This window comes from Guyparkeria halophila (assembly GCF_034479635.1).
Lineage (GTDB): Bacteria > Pseudomonadota > Gammaproteobacteria > Halothiobacillales > Halothiobacillaceae > Guyparkeria > Guyparkeria halophila.
On record NZ_CP140153.1, the window covers coordinates 179,199 to 202,492 of the forward strand.

Below are 23,294 nucleotides of genomic sequence, written 5' to 3' on the forward strand. Positions count from 1 at the left end.
GACGGATCAGAACCGATAGCCGAGACCGACGGCGAACACGCCCGTCTGCTGATCGTAGAAGCGGATGTCGGAATCGCGCTCGGACCACACGCCATAGGCGTTGACCGACCAGTTCGACCAGCCGAACGGCTCGGCGTAGCGCACACCGGCGACCAGGCCCATTTCCTTGCCATCACGGTACTCGTCGTAGATCGGCTGACGCGCGTCATAGCGGTCGACGCCGTAGTAACCGGTCATCGAGAGCGACCAGCGATCCATGTCGTAGCGGGCAGTCAGCTGCGGGCGCAGCAGCCAGCCTCGGTTGGCCGCGCCATCGGCATCCAGGCGACGGTACTGCACCCCCGGCGTCAGGCTGAAGCGATCGGTCAGCGCGAGCCGGTAGTTGAGATCAAAGCGGTGCTCCGTGCCTTCTCGCGCCAGCAGTCGACGGTCGCCGGCCGAGAGGCCCAGCGCCTGACCGGAACGTTCCTCGTCGATGTCGCGGCGGTAGAGCCGGTAGTCCACCGACAACCCCGAGCCGGCGATCCCCGCCAACCCCAGATGTAGGCCGCGCCGATCGACATCGGTGGCATCCCGGCGGGTGCCGACGACGAAGGGGTCCGACCAGACCTCGCTGTCATTCACGGTGACCGGAATCACGCCGACCGTCAGCAGACCGATACCGCCGACCAAGTAGCGCGCGCCGACTTCGACACCGATTTCTCCATCGGCCAGGGCGGAACGAGGCGTGCCGGCATAGAGCGACAACTCCCGTGGCACGATGGTGTAGTCGATTTGCCCCAGCGCCCCACCGATCGGTCGCGTTTCGCGTGAGGAAAGGCTGTAGAGGGAATCGATACGCTTCTGGTCACTGGAGACCGCCAGGTTGGAGCGGCTCGAAATGACACCGATCAGCGGCTGAATCTCGCCCGAGAAACCGGTCTCGTCGGCTATCGGCGAGGCCTGCACCCCCGTTGCAAGGAGCAGGCTCAGCGGCAGGATGGCCCGGGCCGCCGCCTGGGCCATAACCTGGGCCATAACCTGGGCCATAACCTGGGCAATGGCCTTAGCAAAGGCCTGAGCAATGGCTCGGGACACGAGTTTTGCAGAAGATTTCATCGGTTCCGTTCCTGTTGTTCACATGCCACGAAATCGCGATCGTCCGACGTGGGTCGCACAGCATAAGAGTTCTGTCTCTTCCCGCCATGAGCGGTTCCCCCGACAGGGCAATCAGCCGGGTTTCTTCGTTGTTTTTTTGCATCGGCGCGCCAGCCAGAGGCAGAACCCGTAATGGCGCGAGAGCATCACCACCTCGTCGAAGCCGGCTCGCCGCAGGCGCTCCTCGTGATTGACGACGGTCTCGGTGAGCAGCACGTTTTCCAATGCCTGGCGCTTGCCGGCAATCTCCAGCTCGGAGTAGCCATTGGCACGCTTGAAGTCATGGTGAAGCTCGGTCATCAGCCCCTCGGCGCCGGGATCGGGCTCATGAACCTTTTCGGCCAGCACCAGCACGCCATCCGGCAACAGGCCATCGTGGAGGCGAGCGATCACGGCATCACGCCGCGCCGGCTCGACGAACTGCAGCGTGTAGGCGAGCACCATCATCGAGGCGCGTTCGGGTCTCACCTCGGCAAGATCGGCGCAGACCAGATCGGTGCGATAGGGCGAGTGAAACGCGGCCAGCTGCGCCCGGGCGCGCTCGAGCATCGCCTCGGAGTTGTCCACGCCGATCAGCTCGACACCCGCCGGCGGGGCATCCATCCCGGCCAGTGCCGAGCGGATCGAGAGCGTCATCGCCCCCAGCGAGCAGCCCAGGTCGTAGACCCGCGAGTGGGCCTGCACATGGCGTCGGGCAATCGCCGCCACCAGCTCGAGATTGAAACGATAGCCCGGCACGGAGCGCGAGATCATGTCCGGAAACACCGCCGCCACCGAGGCATCGAAACGAAACGCCGCCGGTGGTTGCGGGTCGCGGTAGAGATCGTCTCGACCGCTCGGCACGGGTTGTTGGGGTGATTCCGACATGGCGGGTTCGACCTTCCGAGGGGGCGGAAAGTCTACCGCGGCGACGTGAAGACGGACAGACTCACCACCCTCTGGCGGATCAGATCGGCCGTTGCGGCCGCAATCCTCGCGCGATCAGTTCCTCGGCCACCGCCTCGGGCGGGCCGCTGAAGGCGATCCGGTCACGCTTGTTGGCCAGCTGGTAGTCGTACATGGGGTCGTAGTACTCGACCAGCATCACGCGAATCAGGTCGCGCAGGCCCTGCACGTCGTCCCGCCCATACCAGGCATCGAGGGCTTCCTCGGCCATGCCGCGCACCTTGGCGTGACGCACGCCCCCGAGTCGCTTGGCGACCCGGTCGATCGCCCCCAGGATATGCTCGCGCACCTGCGCGCTGGCGCCGGAGGCGTCGGTGGCCAGCACGCGACGATAGCCCGCCTCGAGATCGATGATGTAGTCCTTGAGGCTCTGCTCGACCCGCTCGTCCAGGGGGCGCTCGATCACCACCAGCGGCGAGACGCGCATGCGCTCGAACAGGGTCGGCGGCACCAGCCGCGCACCGACCATCTTGCCCTCGTCCTCCACCAGGATCGGTTCGTCCGGGGATCGTTGTCGCAGGCGCAGCAGATCGATGGCGACCTGGTTCTCGAAATCGATCGGCATGGGTTGCGGCTCCGGCTCACGGCCGAACGCCGAACCCTTGTGCCGCGCTCGGCCCTCGAGATCCAGGTGGCGCTCGAACCGGGTCAGGAACGGCGTCTTTCCCACACCGGTGCGCCCACCCAGCATGATCAGCGGCGCGTCGACCGCCTGGGTTTCCAGGGCGTCAAGCAGAAAGCGGCGCATCGCCTTGTAGCCACCGGCGACCCGCGGATACGTGATCCCCGCCTCGTCGAACAGCATCTGCTGGGTCAGTCGCGAACGCAGCCCGCCACGGAAGCAGTAGAGCAGGCCATCGGGATGGGCCGCGGCAAACGCCTGCCACTCGGCCACCCGTCGGGCCTTTTCCTGTGCATCGACCAACTCGTAGCCCAGTGCGATCGCCGCGTCCTGACCGGCTTCCTTGTAACGAATACCGACCTGGTGCCGCTCCTCGTCAGTGAGCAGCGGACGATTTTTCGCCCCGGGGAACGCCCCCTGGGCGAATTCCACCGGTGCACGCACATCCAGCAACGGTCGGTCATCGAGAAAGACCGAGGCCATATCGGTCACGAGCGGCAGATCGACTCGCCCGCTCACACCGAGCCGTCCTCGTGGAAGACCACTCGCGGGCCTTCGTTTTCTTCGAGCAGACGCCCGATCGGCGAGGCATGCAGGCCCGCCTCGCTCAGCAGCGCGGCGACCGTGTCGACGGCCTCGGGACGCACCGACACCAGCAAGCCCCCTGAGGTCTGCGGATCACAGACAATCGCGCGGGCGAACTCGCTCATCTGACCCAGATCGCGTCCGTAGCTGGCGAAATTGCGCCCGGTACCACCCGGCATCTGGCCGGCGGCGATGTAGTCGGCGACCGCCTCGATCAGCGGCAGCGATGCCACGTCGATCTCGGCGCGCAGCCGGCTGCCGCGCACCAGCTCGAGCAAATGCCCGCCCAACCCGAAGCCGGTGACATCGGTCATGGCGGTGACCGACTCGATCGCCGCCAATTCCCGACCGATCTGGTTCAGGCGCGTCATGCTCTGCGGGGCAAAATCGACATGGGCGGCATCAAGCACGCCGTTTTTCTGCGCCGTGGTCAGCACGCCGACCCCCAGCGGTTTGGTCAGGAAGAGGTGGTCACCGGCCTGCGCGGTGTCGTTGCGCTTGAGCCGATCAAGTTCGACGCGACCGGTCACGGCCAGGCCGAAGATCGGCTCGGGGGCATCGATCGAGTGCCCGCCGGCCAGCGTGATGCCGGCCTCGTGACAGGCGCTGCGTCCGCCGTCGATCACCGCCGCCGCGATCTTCGGCCCCAGCTTGTCAATCGGCCAGCCGAGAATGGCAATGGCCAGCAGGGGTTGGCCGCCCATGGCGTAGATGTCGCTGATGGCATTGGTCGCCGCGATCCGCCCGAAGGTGAACGGGTCGTCGACGATCGGCATGAAGAAATCGGTGGTCGAGATCACCGCGCTGCCGTCGCCCAGATCGAAGACGGCGGCATCGTCACGCGAGTCGTTGCCCACCAGCAGGCGGGCATCGGGCTGGATCGGGGTCAGGCTCGAGACCAGCATGTCGTCGAGCAGGGCCGGGGAGATCTTGCAGCCGCAACCCGCGCCGTGGCTGTACTGGGTCAATCGGATATTGGGAGCGTTGTCTGAGGACATGGAATCATCGGTGGACTGTGTTCAGCCGCTATCGCGCGGTGGATCATCACCGCCCCTTCGACTCGCCACATCACCGCGGCGTGGGATCGATGGACGGAGGTGGGCGAAATCAGGGCATCTCGGGGATCGGGAGCGTCTCGAAGCCGGGCTTGGCAAACCAGTATCCCTGGAAGCGGTTGAGCCCCATCGCGCGCAGCGCTTCGTATTCTGCGCGCGTCTCCACCCCTTCGGCAATCAGCTCGATCCCCATTTCCTCGCACATCATCGTCGTCGAGCGGATCACCGCCTGTTTGCTGCGGTGTGTATCGACGTCGCGCACCAGGTTGAGGTCGATCTTGACCAGGTCGGGCTCCAGCTCGATCAGGTGGTTCAAGCCGGCGAACCCCTCACCGTAGTCATCGATCGCGCGCATCAGGCCACGCTCGCGGTACTCGTCGAAGATCGCCCGCAGGTGGCTGCGGTCCGTGATGCGTTCGGCCTCGGTGACCTCGAAGATCAATCGCTTCGGGTCAAAGTCATAGATGGCGGCCGCCTCCATGGTGGCCCGGATACAGGCGGCCGGTTTGTAGACGGCATTGGGCATGAAGTTGATACTCAGGTTCGCCTGTATGCCCAACTCCGAGGCCAGGCGGATCGCGGTCACGCGCGCGGCCTGATCGAAGTAATAAAGGTTTGTCTCGTTGACCTGGGAAAGCACGCTGCCGGCCGATTCGCCGTTGGGACCCCGCACCAGCGCCTCGTAGGCGTAGACCTCGTTCCGATCGATATCGACGATCGGCTGAAAGGCCATCGAGAAGGAAAAACCCAGTTTATCCGCGGCCTCGGCCAAGCAATCGCGGCAGGTCACCTGCCGTACCCCGTCGGGGAACACCTGCAGGTCGTTGAGTTCGGTCACTTGCGGCATCGACAACCTCCCGGGCACTGGCAAGCAATGGCCCGCCGAAGCGGCGGCGCCAGTCGGTCAGTCTAGCAAAAGCCCGAGAATTCCCGTGCGGGACATGAGGTAATCGTCCATGACGAACCCCCCTCCGATCGGCTGGCAATCGCTGCCCGACACGACAAAACCGGTCCGCTGGTAGGCGCGTATGGCGGGGTGGTTGTGACGATTGACCCGTAACCGGACGCGGTCGAGACCCTCGCCGGCCATCTGTCGACAGCTGGCATCGATCAGCCACCGACCCAGCCCCGTGCCATGAAAGCCCGGATGCAGATACAGCTTGTCCAGGAATGCCGCCGGCGCCTCGTGCCGCCAGGCCGAAAAGCCGATCGGCACACCGGCGATACGCAGTAGCGAAAAGCGGCTGCCGGTCTGCTGTGCCTCGCGCAGTGCCGACAGGGCGTAACCGCGGCCGAGCATATAGTGGACCTGTGCGCTGCCAATAATGGGCGGGTAACACCGCCACCAGATGCATTCGGCCAACGCGGCAACACAGGCCAGCTCGTCGGGGCCTGCCGGATCAAGCGACAGCCGGTTTCGTACCACAGGTTGGCGCGCGGGCAACGACATCCGGCTCTCCGCAAAATCAGGCTCGGGTCAGGCCCGGGAAGACAGCACCATTTGCGGCAGACTGGCATAGCCGTGCCGACGAACGAAGCGGTTCATTACCTCGATCGCCGGGGCAAAGCGTCGCTCGTCGGCGTCATCGCGGCGCTGTTCGGCGGCGCGCATGTCGGCAAACAGCCGCTCCCACTCCGGCACCAAGTCCGCACGCGGCAGGAAGCGGGCCGAGGTGTACCCCTGCGTCTGGCCATCGCGCACAATCGGCGCCACACGGGTGAGCACCCAGTAATGATCGCCGTTCTTGCAGCGATTCTTGACGATGCCGAAGAATTCCGCGCCGGCCTGAATGGTCTGCCACATCAGGTAATAGACGGTATCGGGCATGTCCGGATGACGCAGGATATTGTGCGGCTGGCCGATCAGCTCGTCGACCGCGAATCCGGAAATCTCGGCGAGCGATCGACTCGCCTGGGTGATGATGCCGTTGCAGTCGGTCTTGGACTGCAAGGCCCGGTGGGTCCCCAAACCGACCACCCGACCGGTAACCGGCCGAATGTCGATCGGCGGCTGATACTCCATCGACAGCATGGCGGCGCTCCTCTACCCGCAGGGAGATCGGCGGCAAACCGATTCCCAAGAAAATTCGATCGGGTATTAAAGCGCGCGGCGTCCGGCCCTTCAACCAAGCGCCACGCTGGGGCTAGCCGGGGCCAGGCGGGGCTACTTGCCGATGCAGAAGCTGCCGAAGATCTCGCCCAGGAGGTCGTCGGCGGTATACCGGCCGGTAATCGCCTCCATCGAGGTCTGCGCGCGGCGCAGCGACTCGGCGGCCAGTTCGCCCGCGCCCAGGGCCAGCGAATCTCCGGCCTCGGCGAGGCTTTCCCTCGCGCGCTCCAGCGCCTCGAGGTGGCGACGGCGCGCGATGAACGGGTCCTCGGTCCGATCGGACACGCCGGCCAGTTGCCGCAGCTCGCGACGCAGTGCATCCACGCCCGCCCCGGTTCGAGCGCTCAACCGCAGGGTTCCATGCTCGACTGCCTCGGACGGCGACTGGTCGGTCAGGTCGACCTTGTTGACCACGGTCAGCAGTAGCTTGTCCGGCAGGCGGGCCAGCGTTGCCTCGTCCTCGGGCGATCGACCGCGCGCGCCGTCGATCAGGTGCAGGATCAGATCGGCGCGCTCGATCTCCTCCCAGGCCCGGCGAATACCTTCCTGCTCGATCGGATCACGGCTCTCGCGCAGACCGGCCGTATCGATCACGTGCAGCGGCAGGCCGTCGAGCATGATCTCGGCACGCAACACATCACGGGTAGTGCCGGCAATCTCGGTGACGATCGCGCGCGACTCGCCGGCCAGCTGGTTGAGCAGGCTCGACTTGCCCGCATTGGGCTGGCCGACGATCACGAGTTGCAAACCCTCGCGCAGACGCACGCCCTCGCCGGTGCGCCCCAGCAGGTCGGCCAGCTCCTCGCGCAGGTCGGCCAGCTGGTCACGCAGGCGCGTGTCGGAAAGAAAGTCGATCTCCTCTTCGGGGAAATCGAGCGCCGCCTCGATGTACATCCGCAGGTGAATCAAATGCTCGACGAAGGCATCCACGCGGCGCGAGAACGCCCCGGTCAACGACCGACGCGCGGCGGTGGCGGCCTGCGTGGAACCGGCCTCGATCAGATCGGCGACCGCCTCGGCCTGCGCCAGATCCATGCGGCCATTGAGGAAGGCCCGTTCGGTGAACTCACCGGGACGGGCCATGCGCGCACCGCAGGCAATCATCGCCGCCACGGCGGCATCCAGCAGCACCGGATTGCCGTGCCCCTGCCACTCGACCACATCCTCGCCGGTGTAGGAATGCGGTCCCGGGAAATACAGCAGGATGCCGTCGTCCAGCACCTCGTCGCTCTCCGGCCGGCTCAGGGTGACGTAGTGGGCATGGCGGGGCCGGGGCTCGAGGCCGCTCAGGCGCCGGACGATAGCAAGCGCCTCGGGTCCGGACAGCCGAACCACGCCGACGCCGGCCCGCCCGGCGGCGGTCGCCACCGCGCAGATCGTATCGACCGGTATCGCGCTCACGGGACTATCCGCTTACGGTCGACGGGGGAGCGATGTTTCACGGGAAACATCATGGGGAAACATCGCCACCGATCAGCTCGACCCCTTCTGGGCCGCCATCTGCTTTTCCACCCGGCGGGTAATGATCGCTTGCTGGACGATCGAAAGCAGGTTGTTGACGAACCAGTAGAGCACCAGACCCGCCGGGAAGAAGGCGAAGAAGACCGTGAAGACCACCGGCAGCCACTGGAAGATCTTCTTCTGCATCGGATCGACCGGCGCCGGGTTGAGCTTCTGCTGCAGGAACATCGAGGCACCCATCAGCAGCGGCAGGATGAAGTACGGGTCCTTCTGGGTGAGGTCGTTGATCCACAGGATCCACGGCGCCTGGCGCAGTTCCACGGACTCGACCAGCACCCAGTAGAGCGCGATGAATACCGGGATCTGGATCAGGATCGGCAGGCAGCCGCCCAGCGGATTGATCTTCTCCTTCTGGTAGAGCTTCATCATCTCCTGGGAGAGACGCTGCTTGTCGTCGCCGAAGCGCTCCTTCAGGGCCTGCATCTTCGGCGTGACCGCCCGCATGCGAGCCATCGACCGGTAGCTGATCGCCGAGGGCCACAGGAACAACAGCTTGATCACCAGGGTGACCATGACGATCGCCCAGCCCCAGTTGCCGACCCAGTCATGGAACAGGTCGAGCAACCAGAAGATCGGCTCGGAAATGACGGTGAGGATGCCGAAGTCGACTGCCAGGTGCATGCCGGTAGCCAGCGGCTCGAGCTTCGACTGGATCTTCGGCCCGACGTAGAGAATCGACTCGAGCGTCTCGCTCGACTGCGGTGCCACCGTGGTGGTCGGTGACATCAGGCCCAGGCTGTAAACGGTAAAGCCGTCCTTCTGGCTACGCAGGGTGTAGTACTGGTTCACCTGCTCGGGGTTCGACGGCACCCACGCGCTCATGAAGTAGTGCTGGATGATGCCGGCCCAACCGTCCTGCAGATCCTTCTGCAGCTTGATCTTGGCCATCTCGTCGAATTCGATCTTCTCGTAGTTGAGTCGATCGCCGCCACCAGGAGGCGTGCCCGCATAGACGCCGCCGGTGTAGGTGTACATCAGCTGCATGCCGGGGGTGGAACCCGAGCGGGTGAGCTGACGGTATTGCTGACCACGCCACTCGGCGTCGGTGGTGTTCTCCACCGTGTAGCGCAGATCGACGGCATACGAGCCGCGCTTGAACAGGTAGGTCTTGGTGACCCGGATGCCGTCCTCTTCCCAGGTCATCGGCACCTCGAGCACGGACTCGCCGTCGGCAAGCCGGTACGCGGGCTGCTCTACCTGGAAGGAGGCGTGGTGATCCGGCGCCGGGGCGTTTTTTGCACCGATCAAGCCGGACTGGGCAATGTAGGTAAAGCCGCTGCTGTCCTGCAGCAGACGCACCGGCTCATCCGGCCGGTCGAGTTCGACGGGATACTCCAGCAGGTCGGCCTGGCGGATCACGCCGCCGTTCGGATCGATCTCCAACGACAACACGTCGGTCTCAACCCGGATTCGATCCGCTGCCGCACCCGAGCCGGCGCCCGCCCCGTCGCCGGCTGCGGCAGGCACATCGCCCCCCGTGGACGCTGCGGACGGCCCGCCGGACGTCGGCAGGTCGTCGGCCGGACGGTCACTTGCCCCCGCCTGCTGTTCGGTCGTCTGGGTAACGTTGCTGCGCTCGGCCGGCGACGTGTTGTCTTCCAACCAGGCCTGCCAGAGCAGGATCAGGACGAAGCCCAGGGCGATGATCAAGATCAGGCGGCGTTGTTCCATGGGAGTCTTTCAGTCTCGCGATTGAACGGCATGGGGCCCGTGTGGGGCATCGGCTCGATGGCTATCGGCTCGGGAAGCGTCGGATTCGGTGTTGCAGCGGGGGCAGCTGGGGGCCGACGAGGTGCCGGGCACCGGATCGATGCCCCCGGCGCAAAAGGGATGGCAGCGCCCCAGTCGACGCAGGGTCAGCCAACCGCCCTTGAGTGCGCCGTGTTGTGACAGGGCCTCGACGGCGTACTCGGAACAGGTCGGGTAGAAACGACAGGACGGCGGCAGCATGGGGCTGATCAGCAGGCGATAGCCCTTGACCAGTCCGATCAGGACGCGGCGCATTTCCGACTCGCCTTGTTCAGTGCCTGGCGCATCTGGCGGTGCAATTCGGGCATGGACAGCTTGTCGACCCCCGACTTGGCCAGCACGACGACGTCCATGCCGGGCAACTCGGCGCGGCTCAGACGAAAATGTTCGCGAGCGACGCGCTTGACCCGATTGCGCTCGTGGGCAAGTCGCACCCGCTTGCGGCTGACGGCCAGCCCCAGGCGAGGTTCGCCTTCCGGATTGGCGCGCAGGGCCAGCATCAGGTTGGACGTGTGCACCCGGCCGCCGTCACGCATGACGCGCTGGTAGTCCCGTCCGGAAAGCAGACGGGCCGAACGCGGAAACCGGCCGCCACGAATGACGGCCGGTTCCGTGCTGTCGGCCCCGGCGATCAGGACCTCGGGCGCTGCGTCAGTCATCTGCCTCAGGCAGACAGACGCTTGCGGCCCTTGGCGCGACGGGCGTTGATGATGGCGCGGCCGCCACGGGTCTTCATGCGGGCACGAAAGCCGTGGGTCCGCTTGCGGCGCAGATTGCTCGGCTGAAAGGTTCTTTTCATGACGACGTCCCAGTATTGATCAGGTCGATGAGGTGGTCGGAAAGACCGGTCTCGCCGGTCGGTTCGGGTCGAATTGATCGACCGTATCCGCTTGAAAAAGGGGCCGAATACTCTGACAGACCGGGGGCCGCTGTCAAGGGCGGCGTGGCATGAGCCCGGAAAACACCGCCCCGGGACCCCGCAACCCGGGCAAAAACCACCTGTCGGCCGTCTGTGTTCCGGCGGTGGCGCGCCTGCCGGATATCTTGTGGATAAGATGTCGATGGGCCGGGGGTGGATGTTATCATCCGCCCCTTGTCCAAGGCATCGATACACGAAACACCCCGGCCCTCGGGCTGCCGGCTTTTCGGCGATCAGGGCAGCGATTCGACCGCGGGCTGATTGCCTGTCGGGAAGCGGAACGCCCCAAGGTGAACAAGCCGGAAAGCGCGCCAGACGGACTCTGACGTGGTCTTCATTCGTGTAAAGAGCCCCAGCCGACCCCGAACCGGTGGAGAACGACCGTCGTCATGCAGCATTTCCCGATGTGGCAACAATGCATCGATCGTCTGGCCCAGGAGTTGCCGAACGATCAGCTGACCATGTGGATATTCCCGTTGCAGGCCGAGCAGGTCAGTGACGAGCAATGGCTGCTGTGGGCGCCCAATCGCTTTGCCTTCGACTGGGTTAATCAGAAATTGCTCGAGCGCATTCGCGTGCATGCCCGCGAGATTTCCGGCCAGCCCGAACTCGACGTCTCGTTGCGCATCGGCGAGGCGGGGCGCAGCCATGCCAAGCCATCGACGCCCCCAAGCACGCCACCGAGCCCCCGTCCGTCACCCGCGGTCTCCCGGCCGGCCGAGCCCAGTCCGATGGAACCCGAGCCGGTCGAGCCGGGGGACACCGCGGACGCAGGCTTCTCGCACAATCTCAATCGCGGCTTTACCTTCGAGACGTTCGTCCAGGGCAAGTCGAACCAGCTTGCCTGCGCGGCCTCCCAGCAGGTCGCCGCCAATGCCGGGGCCAGCTACAACCCCTTGCTGATCTACGGTGGCGTGGGCCTGGGCAAGACCCACCTGATGCACGCGGTAGGCAACCAGATCATCGAGCAGCAGGGCGATCGGCGCGTGATCTACCTGCACAGCGAACGTTACGTGCAGGAGATGATCACCGCGATTCGCAATAACAATACCGAGCAGTTCAAGAACTTCTACCGCGGTATTGACGCGCTGCTGATCGACGATATCCAGTTCTTCGCCACCAAGCCGCGCAGCCAGGAAGAGTTCTTCCACACCTTCAACGCGCTGATCGAACAGGGCAAGCAGATCGTGATGACCTGCGATCGCTACCCCAAGGAAATCGAGGGACTGGAGGAACGCTTGAAGTCGCGTTTCGGCTGGGGCCTGACCGTGGCGGTCGAGCCGCCCGACATGGAGACGCGCGTCGCGATCCTGCACAGCAAGGCCGAACAGTCGGGTATCGATCTCGATTCGGACGTCGCCTTCTTCATCGCCCGACGCATCCAGGCGAATATCCGCGAACTCGAGGGCGCCCTGCGCCGGGTGATCGTCACAACCCAGTTCTCCAAGCGACCGATCACCATCGAGTCGACCAAGGATGCGCTCAAGGACATGATCTCGGCGCACGCCAAGATGATCACCCTGGACAACATTCAGCGCACGGTCGCCAAGTACTACAACGTCAAGATCCAGGAACTCACCGGCGCCCGACGCACCCGCTCGATCGCCCGACCACGGCAGCTCGCCATGGCACTGGCCAAGGAATTGACCAACCACTCCCTGCCCGAGATCGGCGAATCGTTCGGCGGCCGCGATCACACCACGGTGCTGCACGCGGTACGCAAGATCGAGGAGCTTCGGGAGTCCGACAGCAAGATCAACGATGACTACAACCTGCTGCGACACACGCTGAATGTGTAATCGACGCCGATCCGGAAGACAACTGGGGACAGCTGGGGACAAGCCACGCACATCAAGGGGACAGGCACTGGGGAACGTGTGGATGAATCCGCGAATAACGAGTTTTCCACAAACCGTCCCATTTCATGCACAGGCCGTCCCATGGCATTGAGCCAACCTGTTAAGTGCGAGAAGCTACTGATCGAACTCGGCTTTTCGCACTTATCCCAAGGAAAGTGCTTACATCACATTCATCATCATCAACAGAATAAAAACATCTGTTATTGATTTAGAGGAACCGCTCACCATGCAACTGACCGTCAGTCGACCGGACCTGCTCGATGCCATCAACCGGGTAATCGGAGGCGTCGAGAAACGCCAAACGATGCCGATCCTGGGCAACCTGCTGCTGGAAGTGGATGCCGATCGGCTCAAGCTCACCGGCACCGATCTCGAGATTCAGCTGGAGAGCGAATGTCCCGTCGACGCCCCGCAGCCGGGTCGGACGACCGTCAACGCACGCAAGCTCCACGACATCATTCGAGCGATCCCCGCCGAATCGCAGATCGTCATCCGCCAGGAGGAGGGTTTCGTCATCGTTCAGGCCGGCCACAGCGTGTTTCGACTCGCCTGCCTGCCCGCCGACGAATACCCGCGCATGGAAGCAACCACCGAGGAGCATCGCCTGGTACTGGGACAGGATCGGCTTCGCGCCATGCTCGACAAGACGCAGTTCTCGATGGCCCAGCAGGACGTGCGCTATTTCCTCAACGGCCTGCTGTTCGAAGTCAGCCCGGAACGGATTCGTTGCGTGGCCACCGACGGGCATCGGCTGGCGCTCGCCGAGACCGACAGTCAGCAATCGATCGAAGAGACCCTGCGCATCATCGTGCCGCGCAAGATGGTGATGGAACTGATGCGGGCGCTCGACCGCGACGATGATTCCCCGGTCGAACTGCTGGTCAGCACCCAACAGATCGAACTCAAGCTCGCCCAGCAACGCATGGTCAGCAAACTGATCGACGGACGATTTCCGGATTACGACCGGGTCATCCCGAAGAACAACAGCAAGCAGGTTCACGTCGATCGCGAGACTCTCAAGCAGGTCCTCCAGCGCGCGTCCGTACTGAACACCGACCGATTCGCCGGCGCGCATTACCACCTGCAATCCGATCGACTGGCGATCGAGGCGATCAACAGCGACCAGGAATCCTCACGCGAGGAGATTCCGGTGCACTACCAGGGCGACGACCTGAAGATCGCCTTCAATATCAGTTACATGCTGGCTATTCTCTCGCACGTCGATGACATGCAGGTGCGCATGGATTTCGAGACACCCGAATCCAGCGCCCTGATCCTGCCCACCGACGAAGACGCCATCCGGACTCGCTACGTCCTCATGCCGATGAAGATCTAAGCGGCTTGACGTGACGCGACTGGCGACACTGCACGTCGAGCGGTTCCGCAACCTCGAACCGCTCGACCTCGAGCCGGCGGCCGGCATCAACCTGATCAGCGGGGCCAACGGCGCCGGCAAGACCAGCCTGCTCGAGGCGATTCATACTTTGAGCCTGGGTCGTTCCTTTCGCGGCAACAACGCCAGCGAACTGATTCGACACGGTGCCGACGATCTCCTGTTGCGTGCCGACGTCCGGACCCAGTCCGGACACACCGCACATCGGCTCGCGTTGCAACGCGATCGGCGCAGCATGACCCTGCGGGTCGACCACGAGAACGTCGCCCGGTTGAGCGAACTGGCCCGGCTGTTGCCGGTGTTGGCCCTCCACCCGCAATCGGATGACCTGGTGCTCGGTTCGCCCGATTACCGACGCCGTTTCCTCGACCGCGTCGGGTTCTATGCCCAACCGGATTTCCACGGCATTCACCACGATTTCCAGCGCGCGCTCAAACAGCGCAATGCCCTGCTGCGCCGGGGTCGCCGTGAACCGGCCTGGGATCAGCTCTACCTCGAAACCGCTCGACGACTCGAGATGGCTCGACGCAGCGTGCTCGCCGATCTCAACCAGCGGATCACCGCCCTGTTGGCGCAGATGCTGCCGGACAGCTCGCTCGCCCTGCGCTACCTGCCCGGCTACCGCCAGGATCTGGATCTCGAGCAAGCCCTGCATCAGGGGGCCGAGCGCGAACGCGATCAGCAGGCCAGCCTGTTCGGCCCCCACCGCGCCGATCTCAAGATCGCGCTGGATGATCACGAGGCCCGCCAGGTCGCCTCCCGTGGCCAGATCAAGATGCTGGTGGTGCTGCTGCATCTGGCGGTGCTCGATCTCTGGGCCGAGGTGCGGGGTGAACCCGCGGTGGTGCTGTTCGACGACCTGGCCTCCGAGCTCGATGCCGACAACCGCCGCCGGGTACTCGACTATCTCGGCGCCAGCGGTCACCAGGCATTTGTCAGCGTGATCGCCGCCAATGCCATCGATGACGAGGGCGATATCCAGGCGCGCTTTGCCGTCTCGGGAGGGCAGGTCACGCCCGGTTGAGTCGTATCGCGCCCCCATTGGCAGGCCGATCACCAGTCGGGTCCGAGGTTGGGCGGGAAAATGGTATGATCACTGAGGAAGGTCTGCACGAATAACCAACGCCTCTGCGGGTCGCCAGGCGTCCAGATGCAAGGCGCAGTGCGCCGCCCAATGGCCATCGTCATTGGCAAGCGCTGCAACACCGCAGATGGGCGCCTGGCGTCCCGCCCTGCGGGGCTTGCCGGCTTGCCCGACCTCGGTGTTACCGATCCTTGAAGGGCAATGAGCCCGCCTTCGAATCGGCGCCTTGAGGGCGAACAAGCCGGTAAGCCAGAGGGGTTGGCTATTCGTGCAGACCTTCCCTAAGTTTTGAGACACCGTCGGAACGATCGGGACGGGTTGGCCAGCCGGCCGATCTCCCGGTGGACCGGTCCGGTTCGGCAAGCGCCGCCAACCGGGCCGCTGCGACAGGAAGGGACAAGAGCTACATGAGCGCCGATAACATTTACGACTCCAGCAGCATCAAGGTCCTCAAGGGACTCGACGCGGTGCGCAAGCGCCCCGGGATGTACATCGGCGACACCGACGACGGCACCGGTCTGCACCACATGGTGTTCGAGGTGGTCGACAACGCGGTGGACGAATCGCTGGCCGGCCACTGCTCGAAAATCGAGGTGACCATCCACGCCGATGGCTCGGTGTCGGTCACCGACGATGGTCGCGGCATCCCCACGGAGCTGCACGAGGAGGAAGGTCGCTCGGCCGCCGAGGTCATCATGACGGTGCTGCACGCCGGCGGTAAGTTCGACCAGAACAGCTACAAGGTGTCCGGCGGCCTGCACGGCGTGGGCATCTCGGTGGTCAACGCGCTCTCCGACCGGCTGGATCTCACCATCTGGCGCCAGGGCCGCCGCTGGGTCCAGGAATACCACCTGGGCGAGCCGCAGTATCCGCTCAAGGACGCCGGTTCCACCGAGCGCTCCGGCACCCAGATCCGTTTCCTGCCCAGCCAGGCGATCTTCACCGACGTCACGTTCCACTACGACATCCTGGCCAAGCGGCTGCGCGAGCTGTCGTTCCTCAACTCCGGGGTGCACATCTCGCTCTCCGAGGAGCAGAGCGGCCGTTCGGACACGTTCTACTACGAAGGCGGCATCCGCGCGTTCGTCGAGCACCTGAACACCGGCAAGACACCGATCCACAAGAACGTGATCTACCTCACCGGCGATCGCGACGATGTCGGCATCGAGCTGGCACTGCAGTGGAATGATGCCTACCAGGAAAATCTGTTCTGCTACACGAACAACATCCCGCAGCGCGACGGCGGCACGCACCTGACGGGTTTCCGCACCGCGCTGACCCGCACGCTCAACGACTACATGGATCGCAACGGGATCCTCAAGAAGGCCAAGGTCAACACCACCGGTGAGGACTGGCGCGAGGGCCTGGTGGCGGTGATCTCGGTCAAGGTGCCCGACCCGAAATTCTCCTCGCAGACCAAGGAAAAGCTGGTCTCCTCCGAGGTGAAGACCGCGGTCGAGTCGATGACCGCCGAGCATCTGGCTGACTTCCTCGAGGAAAATCCCCAGGACGCCGAGGCGATCACCTCGAAGATCATCGAGGCGGCGCGGGCCCGCGAGGCGGCCCGTCGTGCCCGCGAGATGACCCGCCGCAAGGGCGCGCTCGACATCGCCGGCCTGCCGGGCAAGCTGGCCGACTGCCAGGAGAAGGACCCGGCACTCTCCGAACTGTACCTGGTGGAGGGCGACTCTGCCGGCGGCTCGGCCAAGCAGGGCCGTGATCGGCGCACGCAGGCGATCCTGCCGCTCAAGGGCAAGATCCTCAACGTCGAGAAGGCCCGTTTCGACAAGATGCTCTCCTCGGTCGAGGTCGGCACGCTGATTACCGCGCTGGGTTGCGGTATCGGTCGGGAGGACTTCAACCCGGACAAGCTGCGCTATCACCGCATCATCATCATGACCGACGCGGACGTCGACGGCAGTCACATCCGCACGTTGCTGCTGACCTTCTTCTATCGCCAGATGCGCGAGCTGGTCGAGCGCGGCCACGTCTATATCGCGCAGCCGCCGCTGTACAAGGTCAAGAAGGGCAAGCAGGAGCAGTACCTCAAGGACGATCTGGCCCTGAACCAGTACCTGTTGCAGCAGGCCGTCGACGGCGCCCGCCTGGAATTGGGGGAGAACACCCCGCCGATCTCCGGGCCGGGGCTCGAGTCGCTGGCGCGTGAATACCTGTCGGCCCAGGCGATGATCGAACGCATGGCCAACCGTTTCGACCTCAACGCGCTCAAGGCCCTGATGCAGATCGGGCGTCTCGACCCGGCGATGATGGACGACGAGTCGCGCCTGGCCGGCTGGCTGGGGCATTTCAACGGCATGCTCAATGCCATCGCCGATGCCGGGGTGGAATACGGCGTGGCGATGGAGGAAGGCGACCACGGCCACGTGTTCCGTATCGAGCGCAGTCAGCATGGTGTTTCACATGAAACCACCATCCCGGCCGCCTTCTTCAGTGGCAACGAGTACCGCCTGCTGGCCGACCTGGGCGAGCGGCTCGACGGGTTGATCACCGAGGGCGCCGAGGTGGTTCGTGGCGAGCGTCGCCAACCCATCGAGCGGTTCGAACAGGCGATTGACTGGCTGATGACCGAGGGGCGGCGTGGCCTGGCGGTACAGCGTTACAAGGGTCTGGGCGAGATGAACCCGGATCAACTGTGGGAAACCACGATGAACCCGGATACCCGCCGCCTGCTGCAGGTACGGATCGAGGATGCCGTCGCCGCCGACTCGGTCTTCACGGTGCTGATGGGTGACCTGGTCGAACCGCGTCGTGATTTCATCGAGAAATTCGCGCTGTCGGCATCCAATATCGACGTGTAACCGAAGCAACTGAATCCCCCGTTGTGGCGGGGTAGCCACGGAGGCGACCGAACCATGGGCATCGCGCTGTCGATCATTGTTTTCCTGCTGGTGCTGATCCTGATCTGGGGGATCATCATCTACAACGGTCTGGTGCGACTGAAGCACAACGTCTCGCAGTCCTGGTCGAACATCGACGTGCTGCTGCGTCAGCGTCACGACGAGTTGCCCAAGCTGGTCGAAACCGCCCGGCAGTACATGCACTACGAGCGCGATACCCTCGAGCGGGTGATGGAGGCGCGCGCGGCGGTCAATGACGCCCAGCAGCGCGGTGATGTCGGGGCGCTGGGTGGCGCCGAGCAGAGCCTGCGCCTCGGTCTGGGTAATCTGTTCGCGGTGGCCGAGGCCTACCCCGAACTCAAGGCCAACGAGACCTTCCAGCATCTGCAGCAGCGCATCAGTGGACTGGAGAACGAGATCGCCGATCGGCGCGAGTTCTACAACGCCGCGGTCAACACCAACAATATCCGCATCGAACAGTTCCCGGATGTCCTGATCGCCCAGTTGTTCCGCTTCCGTGCCTTCCGGCTGCTGGAGTTCGATCGCAAGACCACCGAAGACGTCGACGTGAAGGCCCTGTTCAACTGATCCCGGCCGTCACGCGCCGTCTGGTAGCCGCTCGATGCAGGACGCCATCTCCGATTGGTTGATCGGTCTCGACCCGGGCTTCTACCTCGTGCTCTGGGCGGGGTTGCTGATCCTGCTGCTGGTCTGCCTGTTCGTCGGGTTTCGCACCCTCGCCCGTGCGCGGATCATCGCGCACACCCCCACCGCCAAGCTCCGCTCGGCCGCCCAGGGCTTCAACGAGATCGAGGGTACCGGGAGGGTGATCGACGACCATCCCCTCTACTCGCCGCTGACCTTCACCCCGTGTTTGTGGTTCGACATGAAGATCGAGCGGCTCGAGTCCAGCGGCAAGAATCGCAACTGGGTGACCGTCGAGCGACGGGCCAGCGACGCCCTGTTGCGGATCGACGACGGCACCGGCGAGGCGTTCGTCGATCCGGACCACGCCCGGGTGATCCCGCATTCCAGTCGACGCTGGCGCGAGCGTGCCTCGGCCACCGACTGGTCATCGACCTCCTCACTCGGTTTCGGCGGCAAACCGTATCGCTACACCGAACGCCTGCTGCTCCCCGAGCATCCCCTGTACGTGCTTGGCTGGCTCGAAACCCGTGGCCACCGCAATGATGGTGTATCGGAGCGGGACGTGATCGAACGGCGTCGTCGCGAACTGCTGCAGGAGTGGAAACACGACCCGGCGGCCCGGGAACGCTTCGATCTGGATGGCGATGGCGAGATCTCGCCGCGCGAATGGGATTGGGCCATGCGCCTGGCCCGGGCGCAGGCCCGAAAGGAGCTCAGCGAGGCCGATGGCTCCCGGGTCTCGGGCAGCAATACCGTCCATCTCCTGCACCGGCCACGCGGCGGTGAGCCGTTCATCATTTCCGGGCTGCCGCAGGAAAGCCTGATACGCCGGAAGACCCACAAGGCCGGCGCCTTCATCAGCGCGGCGCTGCTGCTGTTCGTGATCTGGCTGGTCGCCCAGGGGATTCGAGCGCCGTTTTGACGACCCGCAGGTCGCCCGGATTCTGCGAGAATGACCCCAGGATTTCGTCCAAGGTTTTCGCCCGAGGCAGACGCGCATGAACATCGCCAGTTGGAACGTCAATTCCCTCAAGGTCCGCCGGCCGCAGGTGCTGGACTGGCTGGCCGACCAGCCCGCCACCCTGCTCGGCTTGCAGGAGCTAAAGCAGCTCGACGAGGCCATCGATCGCGAGACGATCGAGGTGGCGGGCTATCGCGTGATTGCCAACGGCCAGAAGACCTACAACGGGGTGGCGTGGCTGTATCCCTCCCACTGGCCGGAACCGACCGACGTGGTCACCGATATCCCCGGCTTCGAGGACCCGCAGCGGCGCGTGATTGCCGCGACCTTCGGCGACCTGCGGGTGATCAACCTGTACGTGGTCAATGGCGAGGCGGTCGGTTCCGAGAAATATACCTACAAGCTTTCCTGGCTGGAGGCCCTGACCCGTTGGCTGGCCGAGGAGGCGGGCCGTTATGCCAAACGCGTGGTGGTCGGGGATTTCAACATTGCCCCAACGGATGCCGACGTCCATGACCCCGAGGCCTGGCGGGAACGCATCCTCTGCAGCACCCCCGAGCGCGATGCGCTCGACCGCATTCAAGAGACCGGCTTGATCGACGCCTTCCGCCTGTTCGATCAGCCGGAGAACACCTTTTCCTGGTGGGACTATCGGCAGGCGAATTTCCGTCGCAATCGCGGCCTTAGGATCGACCTGATCCTGATCAGTGAAGCCTTGCGCGATCAGGCCCGTGCCTGCCAAATCGACGTCGAGCCGCGCCGCTGGGAGCGCCCGTCGGATCATGCGCCGGTGGTGCTCGAGCTCGACCACGGCGCGCCCGGCAGCTGATCTTGGCCCGGTCGGCCTAGTCCGGGCTAGTCAGGGTTATCCCCGTCGGCCCCCGGTGGCAGGCAACCGATCAAGGCCTGCCATTGATCGATCACGATCTGTCGTTCGTCCTCGTACGCCTGCGCCTCGACCACCGAGCGGCTGCCCATCAGGGCTTGGTGATGGCCGGCGTCCCGCAAGGTTCGGTAGGCCTGGATCAGCGCCTCACTGGCCTCGACGTCAATCAACCCGGCGTTTCTGAGCGAGTTGAGCTGCCGGATGTTGTCCGTGAACTCGAGGATGTCCGGGTGTTCGGCGGCATGGCGGAGCAACAGGTACTGCACCAGGAATTCGATGTCGGTGATGCCGCCGACGTCGCGCTTGAGATGGAACAGCCCGACGGGTGTGGGCGTCTGGTTTACCCGCATCTTGCGACGCATGTTCACCACGGCTTCGCGCAGTTGGGCCGGATCCCGGCTCTGGGTCAGTGTCTGACGCCGAATCTCGGCGAAGGTCTCGCCTACCGAGTTGGTCCCGGCGACGAAACGCGCGCGGCACATGGCCTGCACTTCCCACACCCAGGCGTGTTCGGCCTGGTACTGGGAAAAGGCATTCACCGACGAGACCAGCAGACCGCCGACCCCGTCGGGGCGCAGGCGCGTATCGACCTCGTAGAGCACACCGGCGGGTGTGCGGATGCTGAGGGTATGAATGATCTTCTGGGCTAGCCGGGCGAAATAGAGGCTGTTGTCGATTGAACGATCCCCGTCGGTGACCGCCTCGCGATCGGTGGAATCGTGCAGGAAGACCACGTCGAGATCCGAGCCGTAACCGAGTTCGATCCCGCCGAGCTTGCCGTAGCCGATGATGGCGAGCCCCGGCGTGAATGCCTCGCCGGCGTCGTTGACCGCGCCGGGCTTGCCGTGGCGTGCCTCGATCTGCTCCCGCGCGCGCTGGTGAACCGCCTCGAGGATCACCTCGGCGATCCAGGTGAGCTGGTCGGATACCCGCATGACCGGCAGGGCGCCGACCACGTCCGCGGCGGCCACCCGCAGCGTCGCCAGCTGCTTGAAACGGCGCAGTTCGTCGAGGCTGCGTTCCTCGTCGTGCGGACACTTGCCCAGCAGCTCGTCCAGTTCTTTTGCCAATTCGCTCTTGTTGGGCGGGGCATACAGGGTTTCGGGATCGATCAGCTCATCGAGAAGAATCGGGTGCTGCGTCAGCAACGAGGCAATCCACGGACTGCCGTGGACCAGCCGCACCAGTTGCCGGCGGGCCTGGGGCTGTTCGATCAGCAACGCGACGTAGACCGAGCGACGCAGGATGGCCGTGAGCAGGTCGAGCATGCGATCGAGGATGGCGACCTGCCCCTGGTAGGTGCTGATGTCACGCAGCAGATCGGGCATCAGTTCGTCGAGGCGCTGGGCCACGGTGCCGCTGATCGCTGGCGCCTGGGTGTCGCGCCACGACGAGAGATGGCGCTCCAGAGCGGCGGCCTGTTCGAAGCCGTGACGTTCGAGGATGGCCACGCGATCGGCGACATCACCCAGTCCGTTCCAGACCTGTTCCAGTGGCTCCTCGCTTTCGTCGCCGTCGCTGGGCAGACGCAACACCTCGGAGAAATGCCCGTGGATGCGATCACGGTGCTGGTCGAGGGCGTACAGGAACGAACCCCAGTCGTCGAATCCCATCGCGATCGCCAGGCGCAATTGATCGAACTTGTTGTCCGGCAGGGTCTGCGTCTGATGGTCGTAAAGCATCTGCAGGCGGTTCTCGGCGCGACGCAGGAAATCGTAGCCGACGGTGAGATCGGCGACGGTATCCGCTTCCAGTTCGCCCATCTCCGCGAGGATGGCGAGCACCGGGATCAGGCGACGTGCCTGCAGTTCTGGCTCGCGGCCGCCGCGCAGCAACTGGAACAGCTGGCCGATGAACTCGATCTCGCGGATGCCGCCGGGACCGAGCTTGATGTTGTTGTGCATGGCGGCATCGGTCATCTCGCGTTCGATCATGCGCTTCATCTCGCGCAGTTGGCTGAACGCGCCGAAGTCGAGGTAACGGCGGAAGACAAACGGCCGCAGCATGTCCATCAGTTCGCGGCCCGCCTCCTGGTCGCCGGCAATCACGCGTGCCTTGATCCAGGCATAGCGTTCCCACTCGCGCCCCCGCGTGGCGTAGTAGAGCTCCAATCCGTCGAAGCTCATCGCCAGTGGTCCCTCGTCGCCGTTGGGTCGCAGACGCATGTCGACCCGGAAGACGAAGCCGTGGCCGGTCTTCTCGTCGAGTGAGCGGATCAGCCGCTGGCCCAGCCGGATGAAGTACTCCGCGTTGCTGATCGCCTTGTGGCCATCAGTCTCGCCTTCCTCGGCGTAGGCGAAGATCAGGTCGATGTCCGAGGAATAGTTGAGCTCGTCGCCGCCGAGCTTGCCCATGCCGATCACGACCATGCCGATCGGCTCGCCGTTCGGCCCGCGGGGCTGGCCGAAGCGGGCCTGCAGGTGGTGTTCGTGGTAGGCCAGCGCCTCGGCGACGCAGAAGTCGGCGAGCTTCGACAGCGACCGCAGGGTGGCGTCGGTGTCATCGATGCCGTTGAGATCGCGCCAGGCGATCAGGATCATCTCGCGCCGACGCAGGCGTCGCAGCTCACGCCCGAAGGCCGCGGGTTCCAGCGCCCGGCGCTCATCGAGCGAGCCGCTGAGCCGTTCGAAACGGGTCTCGAGTCCGTCGCCCAGGAAGCCGTCGCTGCATCCGTCGAGCACGTAAGCGAGGATGCCGGGTTCGGCGGCCAGGCTTTGCTGGATGAACGGGCTGCAGCGCAGCACATGGTCGAGCTGGGCGCGTTGCGCGGGGGTCGGTGAGGCGGCCTGGTCCAGTTGATCAAGCAGCGTCTGTTCGGGGGTGATTTCGTCGAGGTCGGACACGGGGATCGGCCTGTCGGTTGATGAGGGATGGCTCGATCATACGCCTTGCCGTTGCTTCGGTGCAGGATGGCGGAGCCATGGCTGGGGCCATGTTCGAGCGGGCACAAAAAAGCCCCGGC

Annotated in this window: 20 protein-coding genes; 7 read left to right on the forward strand and 13 right to left on the reverse strand. The window is 64.6% G+C overall.

Going from position 1 to position 23,294, the window contains the following annotated elements; translation table 11 throughout:
- Positions 1-6: 6 nt before the first annotated feature.
- The 12 genes from SR882_RS00830 to rpmH all read right to left on the reverse strand — a co-directional run bounded on the left by SR882_RS00830 (position 7) and on the right by rpmH (position 10,523).
- Entirely contained in the window at positions 7-1,017 is a 1,011-nt protein-coding gene (locus SR882_RS00830) for a DUF2860 family protein (protein WP_322521464.1), read from the reverse strand.
- A 192-nt stretch (positions 1,018-1,209) separates the two neighbouring features.
- Complete coding sequence (gene cmoA / locus SR882_RS00835; protein WP_322521465.1) at positions 1,210-2,004, reverse strand: carboxy-S-adenosyl-L-methionine synthase CmoA; 795 nt, start codon at positions 2,002-2,004, stop codon at positions 1,210-1,212.
- 79 nt (positions 2,005-2,083) lie between these two features.
- Complete coding sequence (gene mnmH / locus SR882_RS00840) at positions 2,084-3,223, reverse strand: tRNA 2-selenouridine(34) synthase MnmH (RefSeq protein ID WP_322521466.1); 1,140 nt, start codon at positions 3,221-3,223, stop codon at positions 2,084-2,086.
- On the reverse strand, positions 3,220-4,287 hold the full coding sequence (selD, locus tag SR882_RS00845) for a selenide, water dikinase SelD (protein WP_322521467.1): 1,068 nt from the start codon (positions 4,285-4,287) through the stop codon (positions 3,220-3,222). The genes mnmH and selD overlap by 4 nt, the downstream gene beginning before the upstream one ends.
- A 109-nt stretch (positions 4,288-4,396) precedes the next feature.
- Positions 4,397-5,191: an EAL domain-containing protein gene (locus tag SR882_RS00850; RefSeq protein WP_322521468.1), complete on the reverse strand. Its 795-nt coding sequence runs from the start codon at positions 5,189-5,191 to the stop codon at positions 4,397-4,399.
- 57 nt (positions 5,192-5,248) lie between these two features.
- Entirely contained in the window at positions 5,249-5,794 is a 546-nt protein-coding gene (locus SR882_RS00855) for a GNAT family N-acetyltransferase (RefSeq protein WP_322521469.1), read from the reverse strand.
- A gap of 27 nt (positions 5,795-5,821) precedes the next feature.
- Entirely contained in the window at positions 5,822-6,376 is a 555-nt protein-coding gene (locus tag SR882_RS00860; RefSeq protein ID WP_322521470.1) for a PAS domain-containing protein, read from the reverse strand.
- 132 nt (positions 6,377-6,508) lie between these two features.
- Positions 6,509-7,855 carry a tRNA uridine-5-carboxymethylaminomethyl(34) synthesis GTPase MnmE gene (gene mnmE, locus SR882_RS00865; RefSeq protein WP_322521471.1) on the reverse strand — a complete coding sequence of 449 codons (1,347 nt, stop codon included), beginning with the start codon at positions 7,853-7,855 and terminating at the stop codon, positions 6,509-6,511.
- Positions 7,856-7,927: 72 nt separating this feature from the next.
- Positions 7,928-9,646 (reverse strand): membrane protein insertase YidC, encoded by a 1,719-nt coding sequence (gene yidC / locus SR882_RS00870; RefSeq protein WP_322521472.1) that lies wholly within the window; start codon positions 9,644-9,646, stop codon positions 7,928-7,930.
- Between the two features lie 9 nt (positions 9,647-9,655).
- Positions 9,656-9,979, reverse strand: a complete 324-nt coding sequence (gene yidD, locus SR882_RS00875) for a membrane protein insertion efficiency factor YidD (protein ID WP_407653325.1) — start codon at positions 9,977-9,979, stop codon at positions 9,656-9,658.
- Positions 9,964-10,383, reverse strand: a complete 420-nt coding sequence (gene rnpA, locus SR882_RS00880; protein WP_322521473.1) for a ribonuclease P protein component — start codon at positions 10,381-10,383, stop codon at positions 9,964-9,966. Before rnpA ends, yidD begins: the two co-directional genes overlap by 16 nt.
- A gap of 5 nt (positions 10,384-10,388) precedes the next feature.
- On the reverse strand, positions 10,389-10,523 hold the full coding sequence (rpmH, locus tag SR882_RS00885; protein WP_058574926.1) for a 50S ribosomal protein L34: 135 nt from the start codon (positions 10,521-10,523) through the stop codon (positions 10,389-10,391).
- Positions 10,524-11,032: 509 nt separating this feature from the next.
- On the opposite strand from rpmH, the gene dnaA reads away from it, so the two are divergent.
- The 7 genes from dnaA (at position 11,033) to xth (ending at position 20,275) form a co-directional block, all read left to right on the forward strand.
- Positions 11,033-12,442 (forward strand): chromosomal replication initiator protein DnaA, encoded by a 1,410-nt coding sequence (gene dnaA / locus SR882_RS00890; RefSeq protein ID WP_322521474.1) that lies wholly within the window; start codon positions 11,033-11,035, stop codon positions 12,440-12,442.
- A gap of 286 nt (positions 12,443-12,728) precedes the next feature.
- Positions 12,729-13,838 (forward strand): DNA polymerase III subunit beta, encoded by a 1,110-nt coding sequence (gene dnaN / locus SR882_RS00895; protein WP_322521475.1) that lies wholly within the window; start codon positions 12,729-12,731, stop codon positions 13,836-13,838.
- Between the two features lie 10 nt (positions 13,839-13,848).
- A complete protein-coding gene (gene recF / locus SR882_RS00900) occupies positions 13,849-14,919 on the forward strand; it encodes a DNA replication/repair protein RecF (RefSeq protein WP_322521476.1) in 1,071 nt (356 codons plus the stop codon).
- A 467-nt stretch (positions 14,920-15,386) separates the two neighbouring features.
- Complete coding sequence (gyrB, locus tag SR882_RS00905) at positions 15,387-17,798, forward strand: DNA topoisomerase (ATP-hydrolyzing) subunit B (protein WP_322521477.1); 2,412 nt, start codon at positions 15,387-15,389, stop codon at positions 17,796-17,798.
- 54 nt (positions 17,799-17,852) lie between these two features.
- The gene (locus SR882_RS00910) at positions 17,853-18,425 is read left to right on the forward strand and encodes a LemA family protein (protein ID WP_322521478.1); all 573 of its coding nucleotides are present in this window, start codon (positions 17,853-17,855) and stop codon (positions 18,423-18,425) included.
- A gap of 34 nt (positions 18,426-18,459) precedes the next feature.
- On the forward strand, positions 18,460-19,407 hold the full coding sequence (locus SR882_RS00915; protein WP_322521479.1) for a GIDE domain-containing protein: 948 nt from the start codon (positions 18,460-18,462) through the stop codon (positions 19,405-19,407).
- Between the two features lie 76 nt (positions 19,408-19,483).
- A complete protein-coding gene (gene xth, locus SR882_RS00920) occupies positions 19,484-20,275 on the forward strand; it encodes an exodeoxyribonuclease III (protein ID WP_322521480.1) in 792 nt (263 codons plus the stop codon).
- A 26-nt stretch (positions 20,276-20,301) separates the two neighbouring features.
- Here xth and glnE read toward each other — a convergent pair whose 3' ends face one another.
- Positions 20,302-23,175, reverse strand: a complete 2,874-nt coding sequence (gene glnE, locus SR882_RS00925) for a bifunctional [glutamate--ammonia ligase]-adenylyl-L-tyrosine phosphorylase/[glutamate--ammonia-ligase] adenylyltransferase (protein ID WP_322521481.1) — start codon at positions 23,173-23,175, stop codon at positions 20,302-20,304.
- Positions 23,176-23,294 lie beyond the last annotated feature (119 nt).

Coding starts and splice junctions, on each gene's coding strand:
- SR882_RS00830 (WP_322521464.1), bottom strand. CDS start 1,017: ATGGCCCAGGTTATGGCCCAGGCGGCGGCCCGGGCCATCCTGCCGCTG.
- cmoA (WP_322521465.1), bottom strand. CDS start 2,004: ATGTCGGAATCACCCCAACAACCCGTGCCGAGCGGTCGAGACGATCTC.
- selD (WP_322521467.1), bottom strand. CDS start 4,287: ATGTCCTCAGACAACGCTCCCAATATCCGATTGACCCAGTACAGCCAC.
- SR882_RS00850 (WP_322521468.1), bottom strand. CDS start 5,191: ATGCCGCAAGTGACCGAACTCAACGACCTGCAGGTGTTCCCCGACGGG.
- SR882_RS00855 (WP_322521469.1), bottom strand. CDS start 5,794: ATGTCGTTGCCCGCGCGCCAACCTGTGGTACGAAACCGGCTGTCGCTT.
- SR882_RS00860 (WP_322521470.1), bottom strand. CDS start 6,376: ATGCTGTCGATGGAGTATCAGCCGCCGATCGACATTCGGCCGGTTACC.
- yidC (WP_322521472.1), bottom strand. CDS start 9,646: ATGGAACAACGCCGCCTGATCTTGATCATCGCCCTGGGCTTCGTCCTG.
- yidD (WP_407653325.1), bottom strand. CDS start 9,979: ATGCGCCGCGTCCTGATCGGACTGGTCAAGGGCTATCGCCTGCTGATC.
- rnpA (WP_322521473.1), bottom strand. CDS start 10,383: ATGACTGACGCAGCGCCCGAGGTCCTGATCGCCGGGGCCGACAGCACG.
- rpmH (WP_058574926.1), bottom strand. CDS start 10,523: ATGAAAAGAACCTTTCAGCCGAGCAATCTGCGCCGCAAGCGGACCCAC.
- dnaA (WP_322521474.1), top strand. CDS start 11,033: ATGCAGCATTTCCCGATGTGGCAACAATGCATCGATCGTCTGGCCCAG.
- dnaN (WP_322521475.1), top strand. CDS start 12,729: ATGCAACTGACCGTCAGTCGACCGGACCTGCTCGATGCCATCAACCGG.
- gyrB (WP_322521477.1), top strand. CDS start 15,387: ATGAGCGCCGATAACATTTACGACTCCAGCAGCATCAAGGTCCTCAAG.
- SR882_RS00910 (WP_322521478.1), top strand. CDS start 17,853: ATGGGCATCGCGCTGTCGATCATTGTTTTCCTGCTGGTGCTGATCCTG.
- SR882_RS00915 (WP_322521479.1), top strand. CDS start 18,460: ATGCAGGACGCCATCTCCGATTGGTTGATCGGTCTCGACCCGGGCTTC.
- xth (WP_322521480.1), top strand. CDS start 19,484: ATGAACATCGCCAGTTGGAACGTCAATTCCCTCAAGGTCCGCCGGCCG.